This window comes from Caballeronia sp. GAWG1-5s-s (genome assembly GCF_023631445.1).
Classification (GTDB): domain Bacteria; phylum Pseudomonadota; class Gammaproteobacteria; order Burkholderiales; family Burkholderiaceae; genus Caballeronia.
Window position 1 is genome coordinate 79,035 of the sequence record NZ_JALQDC010000004.1, and the last position, 11,996, is coordinate 91,030.

Sequence of the window (11,996 nt, forward strand, 5' to 3'; positions counted from 1 at the left end):
CTGGCGGAAGACGGCGTTATCGCGCCGTCCCTACGCTTACATCAGTTGCCGCGGCGCGGTGCGCGCGGGCCGTCGTTGCGGCGCGCGCTATAGCCGTCGCGCTGGCCGAAACCGCCTTCGCGGTTGCCGCCACGATAGCCGCCGTCACGGTCGCCGCTGCCGGCATTGCCGCCGCGATAACCGCCTTCGCGATAGCCGCCTTCGCGCGAACCGGCGCCCGACTTGTTGCCATAGCCGCTGGCGTTGGCCGCGCCGTAGCCGCGTCCGCCGCCATTGCCGCTGCCGAAGCGCCGGCCGCCGTTACCGCCGCCCGGACGGCCGCGTCCGCCGAAACCGCCCTTCGGCGGCGACTTGCGCGGCTCGAAGCCCGCGACAACGTTCACCGGCAGCGGCGCGTGCACGAAGCGCTCGATGCGCTTGAGCGCGCCCATTTCGGCGTGATGCACGAGGCTCACGGCCGTGCCGCTGCGTCCCGCGCGGCCCGTGCGGCCGATGCGGTGCACGTAGTCTTCGGCGAACTTCGGCAGGTCGTAGTTGAAGACGTGCGTGATGCCCGGAATATCGATGCCGCGTGCCGCGACGTCCGTGGCCACCAGCACGCGCACGCGGCGCTCGCGCAGCGCGCGGATGGTGCGGTTGCGCGCGCCTTGCGGCAGGTCGCCGTGCAGCGCGGCGGATTCGAAACCCGCGTCCGACAGACGATTCGCGATCAGATCCGCGTCGCTCTTCGTCGCCGTGAACACGATAGCCTGATCCAGCTCGGTATCGCGCAGCAGGTGATCGAGCAGGCGATCCTTGTGGTCGCGGTCGTCGACGTAGTGCACGGTTTGCGCGATGTTGCTGCGCGCCTCGAGCTTCTGCACGATCTCGATGCGCTCCGGGTCGTTCAACAGGCGGCCGGTCAGCGACGCAATCTTGCCGTCGATGGTTGCCGAGAAGAGCAGCGTCTGACGCGTGGCCGGCGTGGCCGCGACGATCGTCTCGATGTCTTCGATGAAGCCCATGTCGAGCATGCGGTCGGCTTCGTCGAGCACGAGCATCTTGAGGTTCGACAGGTCGATGCGGCCGCGCTCCAGATGGTCGATCAGACGGCCCGGCGTCGCGACGAGGATTTCAGGATTCTTCGCGAGCAGCATCAATTGCTGGCCGTACGCGACGCCACCGAGAATGCTGACCGTGCGCAGGCGGCGCAGATGGCGGCCGTACGTGGTCGCGGCGGCGGACACTTGCATCGCGAGTTCGCGCGTCGGCGTGAGCACGAGCAACTGCGGGCGCGCGATCGGCTGCGGACGGCGGCCGGGACGCGCGTTCGGGTCGCGCGGCTGACGCGGCTGCTGCGCCTGGAGCTTTTCCAGTTGCGCGAATTTTTCGATGGCCGGCAGCATGAACGCCGCCGTTTTGCCGGAGCCGGTCGGGCTCGAAACGAGCAGATCTCGGCCGGCGAGCGCGGCGGGAATCGCGCGCTGCTGCACGGGCGTCGGCGACTGGTAGCCGGCTTCGGTCAATGCCGAAACGATATCGGCCGAAAGACCGAGCGATTCGAAAGTGGGGCCGGCGGGTGCTGCGGGAGCCGTTTCGGCTGAGGCAGCAGCCGAGGCTGCGGCGGCCGGTTCTGCCGTGTCAGCGGCGGGGGAAATGCCAAGCGTTTGTGCTGCGATGTTGTCCAACGGGCTGGGGGTGAAGCTCGAAGTCATGTCGATCCTTGAAACGGGAAATAAGGCGTCGGCGCCAATCGGCATACCCAGGTCGTTGGATTCAGCGAGCGAAGAAACAGCGAGCAAATCGAAAAACGGGGGCAACTCGCGCAAACAGACGGCGAGCATCGTTGTTAGAAGCTGTATCGGATACGTCAGGGCGCTTAAGCACTGACGTCAGCCTGGTGCATGACGGGCCGCGAAATGAATAGCGCACAAACGATGCGCTACGGCCTGGCAGGGAAGGGACAGTTTCTAAACTGGATTGGAGCGAAACGCTACGAAGCACTCTGACACGGGGCACGTTGCCTTGCGGCGTGCGCCTCGTAATCAAGCTGCATGACAAGAAGTATATCGGAATTTGCTGCACCGCGCCACAGTTTGACGCATTCGCGCGCCATTGCAGGGCATCGGAGGCGCGCGGCAGATGTCGCTCGGTCAGCCTGCCTCGCCGCGCTTCAGCGACTCGACGAGTTCGACGTAGCGCTCCTTCGCGGTATCGGCCGGCGTGCCTTTCAGCGCGGCCCAGGCTTCGTGCTTGTACTTACCGGCGATATCGGTGAAGCCGGGCGCGTCGCCTTGCACGTCGCCGACGCTCGCCTGCTTGTACAGCGCGTAAAGACGCAGGAGCGTGAGATTGCCGGGGCGCTCGGGCAACTGCGTGACCTCGGCTTGCGCGCGGGCGAATTGCTGATCGATGTCGGTCATGCGGGCGTCCTGTTTAATTTGAGATGCCGACGATCTTAACAAGCGCAAGCGGGCCGGCTGTGGAGGCATCCTTCGAATCGAATCGAATCGAATCGAATCGCACGGCGAGCGGGCGTCATCGCGCGGAAAAGTCCGCGAACGCCTGCCGCGTGTCACGCGAGCCGCAAAAGCCGGCGCAGTCCCGCATTACAATACGGCCTATGACACGCACCGTACTGCTCGCTCTCGATACTTCGACGGAATTCTGCTCCGTCGCGCTTCTGCTCGACGATGCCGCGGCCAGGCCGTCGTCCGCTGCCGCGCCCGCTTACATAAGCGGCAATACATCAGTGTGGTTCCGCCACGAAGCGACGGGCGCGGTGTCCAGCACGCGCCTTTTGCCGGCGGTGCGCGAGCTGCTCGACGAAGCGGGGCTCGCGCTCGCCGATTGCAACGCCATTGCGTTCGGCGCGGGGCCGGGGTCGTTCACCGGACTGCGGACGGCGACCGGCGTCGCGCAAGGGCTCGCGTTCGGTCTGAACGTGCCGGTGGTGCCGGTGAGCACGCTGCTCGCCTGCGCGGAAGCGGCGCGGCTCAACGACGCGTCGTTGCCGAATCGGGTGCTCGTCGCGCTCGATGCGCGCATGGAAGAGGTCTACTGGGCCGAATATCAGTACGAATCAAATCGCGAACCCGCGCCCGGCGACTGGCGCGAACTGCACGCCGCATCGCTCGATCGTCCCGACGCGCTGCCGCTTCCCTCGGTGCCGTTCGCGCTCGCGGGCAACGCGGCGGCGGCCTTCGGCGATCGCCTGCCCGCGCTCGCGGCCGCCGCACATGTGGACCGAGATGCGTTGCCGCACGCGCTGCCGGTCGCGCTGCTCGGCTTGCGCGCGCTCAGGGCCGGACGCGTGGTCGCGCCGGAACTCGCCGCGCCGGACTACGTGCGTAACAAGGTCGCGCAGACGACAGCCGAGCGCACCGAAGCGCGCTCCGCTGCGGCGAAGGCCGGCGCGCAGTCTACCGGCGCGGAGGCGCTTCGGTGAGCGGCGTGTTGCTCGCGGATCGGTATCTCACGCCGATGACCGAAGCGGACCTCGACGAAGTCGCCGCCGTCGAGAAGCTCGCCTACGAATTTCCGTGGAGCCGCGGCAATTTCCAGGATTCGCTGCGCAACGGCTACTACGGCGTGTGCCTGCGCCACGTGACCGGCACGCTCATCGGCTATTGCGTGCTGATGCCTGTGGTCGATGAAATGCATCTGCTGAATCTCTGCGTCGCGCCGTCCGCCCAGCGCGCCGGCGCGGGGCTGACGCTGCTGCGCGAAGCCGTGCGCGTCGCGCGTGCTGAAAAGCTCGAAGGCATGCTGCTCGAGGTGCGGCCGTCGAATGCGCGCGCCATCCAGCTTTACGAGCGCTTCGGCTTCACGGCCATCGGGCGTCGCAAGAATTATTATCCCGCGCGGCATCGGTCGCGCGAGGACGCAATCGTCATGCGTCTGTCGTTCAAGGAGAGTGCGCATGGCGCTCGATGAATCGCTGATCGAGGAACTCGGGATCGGGTTCCTTTGGGTGAGGAGGAAGGCGGAGGCGATAACCGCAGCCGAGCCGCTGCCGCCGCACGCTTCCCGCGACGCTGCCGCCGATGCGGCGAAAGCGGTACCGCAGGCTGACATGGCAGTCGGCGCGACCGGCTCGCAAGCATCGATGCCGCCGATCGACGCCTCGCGCGCAGCGGCGCCGGATTTCGCGGATACGGCGGCCGCCCGAGCACCCGATGCAGCGAAAGCAGCGCCCCGCCCGGAGCCGGCAGTGGCCCCGAGCCGCTCGCACGCGGAAAACACGACGGCCCGCGCAGAGCCGACACAAACCGCGAGCCGCTCCGATTCATCGACGCCGCCGCTCGACGCGCCTGCTCCCGTCGCCGCCCGCAACGCCACATCCGCGAAACCCCGCACCGAGCCGCAGTCCGAATTCGACGCGCCACCCTCGGATTACCCACCGTTCGACGCCTACGACGACCTCCCGTGGACCGACGACGCGCCATCGCCTGCAACGCCCGTCGCGCCCGCCGTCCCCGACGACGTCCGCACGCTCGACTGGACCGCGCTCGAAGATCGCGTCACCGGTTGCGAGTTGTGCCGCCTGTGCGAACGCCGGACGAACGCGGTGTTCGGCGTGGGCGACCGCGAAGCCGACTGGATGCTGATCGGCGAAGCGCCCGGCGAGAACGAGGACAAGCAGGGCGAGCCGTTCGTCGGGCAGGCGGGCAAGCTGCTCGACAACATGCTGCATGCGCTCGGCCTTTCGCGCGAATCGAACGTCTATATCGCGAACGTCATCAAGTGCCGGCCGCCCGGCAACCGCAATCCGGAACTCGACGAAGTCGCGCGTTGCGAGCCGTATCTGCAGCGTCAGGTCGAACTCGTGAAGCCGAAGATCATCGTCGCGCTCGGGCGTTTCGCGGCGCAGAGCCTGCTCAAGAGCGAAGCGAGCATCGCGTCGTTGCGCGGGCGCGTGCACGAGTATCGCGGCGTGCCGGTCGTCGTCACGTATCACCCGGCGTATCTGTTGCGCAGCTTGCCCGACAAGGCGAAGGCCTGGGCCGATCTGTGCCTCGCCCGCAAGACGCACGCCGATGCGCTCGCCGCGCTCGGTGTCGAACCGGGAGCCGGGAAGGGCGCGCGCGGATGACCGGCCTGTCGCGCCTCGTCGATCGCTTCGGGGACGCGACGGTGCGCGATCTGGCGTGGCTGCTTTTCTCGCCCGATCTTCTGCGCGAAAGCGCGGCGGGCGCGCCGCTCGCGCAGCCGTTTGAATCGGCCGATGCGCGCGACGCCACGCTCACGTGGCTCGCTTCACTCGACGCCGCGCCGGACGCGCTGCATGTGCGCTCGCGCAACCCCAAATCGACGCGCCTCGGCATCTACGCCGAAAGCCTGCTCGAATTCTTTCTGGCGCACGGGCCGGCCGCGCGGCTGATCGCGGCGAACGTGCCGCTGCGGCGTCAGCGCCGCACCATCGGAGAGTGCGATTTTCTGCTGGAGACGGCGACGGGCGCGCGGCTGCACTGGGAACTGGCGGTGAAGTTCTACCTGCACATCGGCGATGGCGTCGAGCGCGCGGCGCGCTTGTCGGACTATGTCGGGCCCAATCTGCAGGATCGCTTCGATCTGAAGCACGCGCGGCTTTTGACGCATCAACTCCGCTTGACGTCGCGGGCGGAGTTCGCCGCGCTCGGCCTGGAGGGGCCGTGGCACGCGCAGTTGTTCATCAAGGGGCGGCTCTTCTATCACGATGAAGGCATCGCGCCCGCGCCGGAAGTGGGCGAAGCGCACGTGCGCGGCTGGTGGCTGACGGCTACGGAATGGCGCGATCGGCATGGAGCGCATGGAGCGCATGGAGAGCACGGAGCGCGCGAGAATCGCGCATGGGTCGTGCAGCCGCGGCTTGCATGGCTCGCGCCGCGCCGCCTGAACGCGCCGGATGCCGATTCGCTGATCGACGAGGCCGCCGCCATTCACACGCGTCTTGCCGCCATCGCCGCGCCGACGATGGTCGCCGCGTACGTGCGCGATGGCGGGACCGGCTGGGCAGAGGAATCGCGCGGCTTCATCGTCCCCGACGACTGGCCCGCGCGGGCGAGGGCGTTCGCGGCTTCCGGGCTTCCCGCGCCCGCGTGACTATCGGATGCCGTGGTCGGTGTTCGGCCGCGCGCTTCGCCTCGGCCGTGGCGCTCGCTGGAGCAATCGCGCGGCTTCATCTTTCCGGACGAAGAACGTGGTCGGGCGAAGCATTCGCCGCCTCCTACGGCTGCCCGATCACCACCATCGATAGAAGTGATGCACAGGCCCGACGCCGTGGCCGACGTTCGGTCGCGCGCTCGCGTCGATCGCGTCGCTGAGATCGCGCTTCGCTTCGGCGGTGCCGCTCGTCGGAGGAATCGCGCGGCTTCATCTTCCCGGACGAACAACGTGGCCGGGCGAAGCGTTCGCCGCTTCCTACGGCTACCCGTTCACCACCATCGTTACAAGTGATGCACCGGTTCAACGCCGTGGCCAACGCTCAGCCGCGCGCTCGCCTCGATTGCGCCGTTGGATAGCGCTTCGCTTCGGCGACGGCGCTCGCCGAAGGAATCACGCGGCTTGAACTTGCGGACGAACAACGTCGTCCGGCGAAGCGTTCGCCGCTTCCTCGGCGGCCCGATCACCACGATCAATAGAGGTGATGCACCAGCCCGACGCCGTGTCCGAGGTTCGACCGTGCGCTCGCCTCGATCGCGCCGCTGAACACGGCTTCGCTTCGGCGGTGGCGCTACCGGAGGAATCGCGCGGATTCATCTTTCCGGGCGAAGCATTCGCCGCTTCCTACAGGTACTCGATCACCACCATCTATAGAAGTGACGCACCGGCCCGACGCCGTGCCCGAAGTCCAGTCTTGCACTCGCCTCGATCGCGCCGCTGAGATACCGCTTCGCCTCGGCCGTGGCGCTCGCGGGAGCAATCGCGCGGCTTCATCTTCCAGGGCGAAGCACTCGCCGCTTGCTACGGCTGCCCGATCACCACCACCGATAAAAATGATGCACCGGCCCGACGCCGTGTCCGACGTCCAGTCTTGCGCTCGCCTCGATCGCGCCGCTGAGATACCGCTTCGCCTCCGCAGTGGCGCTGGCGAGATCGCCGGTCTTCGGAATCAGCGCGGCAATCGCCGCCGACAGCGTGCAGCCGGTGCCGTGCGTGTTCTTCAGCGCGACGCGCGCGCCGGCAAGCCGCAGCGCGCCCGTCGTTTCGATCAGCCAGTCCGGACTGTCCGGCGACGCCAGATGGCCGCCCTTCATCAGCACGGCGCGCGCGCCCGAGGCAAGCAGCGCCTCGCCCTGACGCACCATCGCGTCTTCGTCTGCGGCGGGCTGCGTGCCGAGCAGCGCCGCCGCTTCCGGCAGATTCGGCGTGACGAGCGTGGCGAGCGGCAGCAGTTCCTCGCGCAGCGCGGCCACCGCTTCGGGCGCGAGCAGCGCGTGATTGCTCTTCGAGATCATCACGGTGTCGAGCACGACATGCGCCGGGCGGTGGCGCCTCAGCGCATCCGCGACCGCGCGCACGATGCCCGCGTTCGCCAGCATCCCGATCTTCACTGCGTCGATGCGGATGTCGTCGAACACGGCATCGAGTTGCGCCGTGACGAACGCGGGCTCCGGCGCGTGGACAGCCGTGACGCCGCGCGTGTTCTGAGCGGTCAGCGCCGTAATGACGCTCGCGCCGTACGCGCCGAGCGCGGAGAACGCCTTGAGATCGGCCTGAATGCCCGCGCCGCCGCCGGAGTCGGAACCGGCGACAGTGAGCACGTTGGGAATGGGTTGGGTCGAAGACATGAGAAAAGTCAGGATGAAGCGCGACGGATCATCTCGCGCAGTTCGGCCGAGGCAGCGCGCGGGTCGCCTGCCTTGCAGATCGCGGAAACGACTGCGAGTCCCGCCGGTTTCGCGTGCATGACGTCGGCCGCGTTGTGCGCCTGGATGCCGCCTATCGCCACGGTCGGCCAGCGTGAACTCGCGCGCATCGCGGCGAGGCCGTCGATGCCGCAGGGCGCGGAGGCGTCGGTCTTGGTCGGCGTCGCGTAGACGGGCCCCGCTCCGACATAGTCGATCACGTCTTCGAGCCGGTTCGCATCCGCGACTTCCGCGAGATTCGACACCGACAGGCCGATCAGCGCATCCGGCCCGAGCAGCCGTCGCGCGACATCGGCGGGCAGATCGCGCTGGCCGACGTGAACGCCGTCCGCGCCGGCTGCGAGCGCCACATCGACGTGATCGTTGATGACGAGCCGAACGCCGCGCGCGCGCGTCAACGGCAACAAGTCGAGCGCCAGCGCGAGCCACGCGCGCTTGTGCCACTCCGGCGCGCGCAGTTGCAGCAGCGTCACGCCGCCGTCCAGCGCCGCACGGGCGACCGAAACGGCCGCGTCGTGGCCGCCGCACTGCACCGGGTCGAGCACGAGATAGAGCGAAAGATTGAACGCGCGCCGCCTGTTCACGATACGGCCACCTCGCGGAGCACTAGCGTCGCGTCGAATGCGGCCGAGTCCACGGACGCCAGCCGGTCCAGATACGCGACGGCGAAACTGCCGGGCAACGCGGCGTCGCGGGCGGCGAGCTCCCCGGCCACGGTCGAATAGGCGATCGCGGCGATCGCCGCCGCCCAGTGTTCATCGCGCGATTGCGCCGCGCCGACGAACGCCGCGACCGTCGCCGAAAGCGCGCAGCCGACGCCGGTCACGCGCGTCATCAGCGGCGAGCCGTTCGAGAGCGCGATCACGCGGCGGCCATCAGTGATGTAATCGGTCGCGCCGGTGACGGCGACGACGGCCTGCGTGTTGAGCGCGAGAATTTGCGCGGCGTCGAGCGCGGCGTCGGTGGCGGCGGTGCTGTCGACGCCGCGTCCGCTCGCTTCGCCGCCCGACAGGCTGATGATTTCCGACGCGTTGCCGCGAATCACGGCCGGCTTCGCGTCGAGCAATTCGAGCGCGAATTCGGTGCGGAACGCGAGCGGGCCGACTGCGACCGGATCGAGCACCCAGGGCGTGCCCGCGCTGTTGGCGGCATCGACGGCGGCGCGCATCGCGCGCATTTGCGGCACGTCGAGCGTGCCGAGGTTGATCAGCAGCGCATTGGCGAGCGGCGCGAACTGCGCGGCTTCCTCGCGCGCGACGACCATCGCCGGCGCCGCGCCGATGGCGAGCAGCACGTTGGCCGTGAAGTTGGTGACGACGAGGTTCGTCAGGCAGTGGACGAGCGGTGCGCGCTCGCGCACGCGCGTGACGAACGAAAAGAGATCGGCAGCAAGCATGATGAGGAGAGATTAGCCCGATCGGCCGATGAACACAGCCAAACCGGCAACGTCAGTGCCGCGCTTCGCCGATCAGCGCGACGGAATCGAACGCGCGCTGGTTCGCCTGATGCCGGCGCATGACGAAGTACATCATCAGACACACGAACGAGCCGAACATCACGATCACGAACTGGATCGGCATGTCGAGCCAGACGAGCACCGCGTACAGGCACAGCATGATGAGCACGGACAGGTTCTCGTTGAAGTTCTGCACGGCGATCGAATGGCCGGCGGACAGCAGCACGTGCCCGCGATGCTGCAAAAGCGCGTTCATCGGCACGACGAAAAAGCCCGACAGGCCGCCGACGATCATCAGGAACAGATATGCAATCAGCAGATAGCCCGGGAAGTGCATCCGGCCGAAATAGACGCCCCAATGCGCGGGAAAGAGATGCCGCGTGTAGAAGGCCATCAGCATGACGGCGAGTCCCATCGCGATGCCCACCGGCAGCACCGAGAGCGAACGCTTGAGCGGCACGCGCGCCGCCGCGAGCACCGCGCCGGCCGCCACGCCCACGGCGATCACCGCCTGCAGGATGGCCGCCTGCGAAAGCGTCATGCCGAGCGACACCTCGGCCCACTTGAGCACGATGAATTGCAGCGTCGCGCCCGCGCCCCAGAAGAGCGTCGTGACCGCGAGCGAAATCTGGCCGAGCTTGTCGCGCCAGAGCGTGAGAAAGCAGTCGGCGAAATCGGTGATGAGCTTGATGGGCCGGTGTTCCTGCTTCGGATAGCGCGCGCCGGTATCGGGAATGCGCAGGTTGAAGACGGCGGCGACCACGTACATCAGCATGATGACGAGCATCGCGGCTTCGGCGGGCGTATTGATGCGCGGTATGTGCAGCGTCAGCAAGTGACTCGCGATATGCGGGCTGATGAGCGCGCCGCCCATGACGGTGCCGAGAATGATTGAGCCGACCGTCGTGCCTTCGATCCAGCCGTTCGCCGCGACGAGCCGGTCGGGCGGCAGCAGTTCCGTGAGAATGCCGTACTTCGCGGGCGAATAGGCCGCCGCGCCGAAGCCGACGATGCCATAGGCCAGAAGCGGATGCGCGCCGACCAGCATCGTGATGCAGCCGACCACCTTGATGGAATTGGTCACGAACATCACGCGCCCCTTCGGCCGCGAGTCCGCGAAAGCGCCGACGAACGCCGCCAGCACCACATAGGAGAGCACGAAGAACAGCTTGAGCAGCGGCGTCATCCAGTTCGGCGCGTGAAGGTCTTTCAGCAGTGCGATGGCAGCGATCAGTAGAGCGTTATCGGCCAGCGACGAGAAAAACTGCGCGGCCATGATGGTGTAAAAACCTTTTTTCATCTGATCCGAAGCTTTCCTCACTGCCGGGAATCCGCCCCCGACGCCGCCGCTGACACCGGTCGCGCGTTCGGGCTTATGCCGTTCGAAATGGGTTGTGCGCACGGCTTTATAACACGAAAATAGGCGCATTCTGACTAGCAGTAATCTCGATTACATGCGAGACGGTACGTTCGCACGTTTCTTTCGTCATAAAGTACTGATCCGCAAGGCGTCTCGATCGGCGAACCGGCCGCTTGCCCCGTTGGCGTATGCTTGCCTTTCCGCCCGAACCGCCTTTTGAACCGCATTCCCGACCAAAACTCATGCCGCGCCCCCTTTCCGCAACGATTCACACCGCCGCTCTCGCCAACAACCTTGCCATTGCGCGCAAGTACGCGCCGAAATCCAAAATCTGGGCCGTCGTGAAGGCCAATGCGTATGGCCACGGTCTCGCGCGAGCGTTCCCCGGACTTCGCGCAACGGACGGTTTCGGTCTTCTGGACCTCGAAGAAGCAGCGAAGTTGCGCGAACTCGGCTGGGCAGGCCCCATTTTGTTGCTCGAAGGCTTCTTTCGTCCGACCGATATCGACGTGATCGACCGTTATAGCCTGACCACGGCCATTCACTGCGACGAGCAGTTGCGCATGCTGGAGATGGCGCGGCTCTCTAAGCCGGTCAACATCCAGTTGAAGATGAATAGCGGCATGAACCGGCTCGGCTACACGCCTGAGCGGTTCCGCGCGGCGTGGGAGCGGGCGCGCGCCTGCCACGGCATCGGCCAGATCACGCTCATGACCCATTTTTCCGACGCGGACAGCGAACGCGGCATCGCGCATCAGCTGGAGGCGTTCGAGCGCGGCGCGGAAGGCATCGCGGGCGCGCGCAGCCTGTCGAACTCGGCGGCCGTGCTGTGGCACCCGAACGCGCACTTCGACTGGGTGCGCCCGGGCATCATTCTCTACGGCGCGTCGCCGTCGGGCGTGACGGCCGATATCGCCGATACGGGCCTCAAGCCCGCGATGACGCTCACTTCCGAGCTGATCGCCGTGCAGACGGTGCAGCCGGGCGACAGCATCGGTTATGGCTCGACCTACACGGCGAACCGGCCGATGCGCATCGGCGTGGTCGCCTGCGGCTACGCGGACGGCTATCCGCGCATCGCGCCCGAGGGCACGCCCGTCATCGTCGATGGGGTGCGGACGGCGCTCGTCGGCCGCGTCTCGATGGACATGCTCACCGTCGATCTGACGCCGTGCCCGAACGCGGGCATGGGTTCGCGCGTGGAATTGTGGGGCGCGAACCTGCCGATCGACGACGTGGCCCGCGCGTGCGGCACCATCGGCTACGAGTTGATGTGCGCGATCGCGCAGCGCGTGCCGGTCCGCGCGGAATGAACGCGCCGCATCGGGCGTTGGCACTGAACATCTAAAGG

At 67.2% G+C, this 11,996-nt stretch carries 11 protein-coding genes and 1 pseudogene; 5 read left to right on the forward strand and 7 right to left on the reverse strand.

Annotated features, from left to right (window positions below):
* Positions 1-41: 41 nt before the first annotated feature.
* A complete protein-coding gene (locus NCR34_RS06220) occupies positions 42-1,694 on the reverse strand; it encodes a DEAD/DEAH box helicase (RefSeq protein ID WP_250499317.1) in 1,653 nt (550 codons plus the stop codon).
* A 438-nt stretch (positions 1,695-2,132) separates the two neighbouring features.
* The gene (locus NCR34_RS06225) at positions 2,133-2,402 is read right to left on the reverse strand and encodes an acyl-CoA-binding protein (RefSeq protein WP_175940104.1); all 270 of its coding nucleotides are present in this window, start codon (positions 2,400-2,402) and stop codon (positions 2,133-2,135) included.
* A 200-nt stretch (positions 2,403-2,602) separates the two neighbouring features.
* Between NCR34_RS06225 and tsaB the strand changes: the two genes are divergently transcribed.
* From tsaB to NCR34_RS06245, 4 genes are read left to right on the forward strand one after another with little or no spacing between them, the layout of a single operon-like run.
* Positions 2,603-3,427 carry a tRNA (adenosine(37)-N6)-threonylcarbamoyltransferase complex dimerization subunit type 1 TsaB gene (tsaB, locus tag NCR34_RS06230; protein WP_250499318.1) on the forward strand — a complete coding sequence of 275 codons (825 nt, stop codon included), beginning with the start codon at positions 2,603-2,605 and terminating at the stop codon, positions 3,425-3,427.
* Positions 3,424-3,915 (forward strand): ribosomal protein S18-alanine N-acetyltransferase, encoded by a 492-nt coding sequence (rimI, locus tag NCR34_RS06235; RefSeq protein ID WP_175940106.1) that lies wholly within the window; start codon positions 3,424-3,426, stop codon positions 3,913-3,915. The genes tsaB and rimI overlap by 4 nt, the downstream gene beginning before the upstream one ends.
* The gene (locus tag NCR34_RS06240; protein ID WP_250499319.1) at positions 3,902-5,074 is read left to right on the forward strand and encodes a uracil-DNA glycosylase family protein; all 1,173 of its coding nucleotides are present in this window, start codon (positions 3,902-3,904) and stop codon (positions 5,072-5,074) included. Before rimI ends, NCR34_RS06240 begins: the two co-directional genes overlap by 14 nt.
* Entirely contained in the window at positions 5,071-6,063 is a 993-nt protein-coding gene (locus NCR34_RS06245) for a DUF1853 family protein (protein ID WP_250499320.1), read from the forward strand. Before NCR34_RS06240 ends, NCR34_RS06245 begins: the two co-directional genes overlap by 4 nt.
* Positions 6,064-6,201: 138 nt before the next feature.
* Here the strand turns inward: NCR34_RS06245 and NCR34_RS06250 are convergent.
* The 5 genes and pseudogenes from NCR34_RS06250 to lplT all read right to left on the reverse strand — a co-directional run.
* Positions 6,202-6,303: pseudogene (locus tag NCR34_RS06250) on the reverse strand (bifunctional hydroxymethylpyrimidine kinase/phosphomethylpyrimidine kinase); the annotation flags it as partial.
* Between the two features lie 635 nt (positions 6,304-6,938).
* Complete coding sequence (thiD, locus tag NCR34_RS06260; RefSeq protein ID WP_250499321.1) at positions 6,939-7,751, reverse strand: bifunctional hydroxymethylpyrimidine kinase/phosphomethylpyrimidine kinase; 813 nt, start codon at positions 7,749-7,751, stop codon at positions 6,939-6,941.
* Positions 7,752-7,759: 8 nt separating this feature from the next.
* Positions 7,760-8,413 (reverse strand): thiamine phosphate synthase, encoded by a 654-nt coding sequence (thiE, locus tag NCR34_RS06265; protein WP_250499322.1) that lies wholly within the window; start codon positions 8,411-8,413, stop codon positions 7,760-7,762.
* Entirely contained in the window at positions 8,410-9,225 is an 816-nt protein-coding gene (thiM, locus tag NCR34_RS06270; RefSeq protein WP_250499323.1) for a hydroxyethylthiazole kinase, read from the reverse strand. Before thiM ends, thiE begins: the two co-directional genes overlap by 4 nt.
* 52 nt (positions 9,226-9,277) lie before the next feature.
* Complete coding sequence (gene lplT, locus NCR34_RS06275) at positions 9,278-10,585, reverse strand: lysophospholipid transporter LplT (protein WP_206468015.1); 1,308 nt, start codon at positions 10,583-10,585, stop codon at positions 9,278-9,280.
* A 302-nt stretch (positions 10,586-10,887) separates the two neighbouring features.
* Here lplT and alr point away from each other — a divergent pair, with 302 nt between their 5' ends.
* The gene (gene alr / locus NCR34_RS06280; protein ID WP_250499324.1) at positions 10,888-11,958 is read left to right on the forward strand and encodes an alanine racemase; all 1,071 of its coding nucleotides are present in this window, start codon (positions 10,888-10,890) and stop codon (positions 11,956-11,958) included.
* Positions 11,959-11,996: the final 38 nt, after the last annotated feature.

Excerpts from the sequence above, each read along its gene's own strand:
- NCR34_RS06220 (WP_250499317.1), bottom strand. The coding sequence starts at position 1,694 with ATGACTTCGAGCTTCACCCCCAGCCCGTTGGACAACATCGCAGCACAA.
- NCR34_RS06225 (WP_175940104.1), bottom strand. The coding sequence starts at position 2,402 with ATGACCGACATCGATCAGCAATTCGCCCGCGCGCAAGCCGAGGTCACG.
- tsaB (WP_250499318.1), top strand. The coding sequence starts at position 2,603 with ATGACACGCACCGTACTGCTCGCTCTCGATACTTCGACGGAATTCTGC.
- NCR34_RS06240 (WP_250499319.1), top strand. The coding sequence starts at position 3,902 with ATGGCGCTCGATGAATCGCTGATCGAGGAACTCGGGATCGGGTTCCTT.
- NCR34_RS06245 (WP_250499320.1), top strand. The coding sequence starts at position 5,071 with ATGACCGGCCTGTCGCGCCTCGTCGATCGCTTCGGGGACGCGACGGTG.
- thiD (WP_250499321.1), bottom strand. The coding sequence starts at position 7,751 with ATGTCTTCGACCCAACCCATTCCCAACGTGCTCACTGTCGCCGGTTCC.
- thiM (WP_250499323.1), bottom strand. The coding sequence starts at position 9,225 with ATGCTTGCTGCCGATCTCTTTTCGTTCGTCACGCGCGTGCGCGAGCGC.
- lplT (WP_206468015.1), bottom strand. The coding sequence starts at position 10,585 with ATGAAAAAAGGTTTTTACACCATCATGGCCGCGCAGTTTTTCTCGTCG.
- alr (WP_250499324.1), top strand. The coding sequence starts at position 10,888 with ATGCCGCGCCCCCTTTCCGCAACGATTCACACCGCCGCTCTCGCCAAC.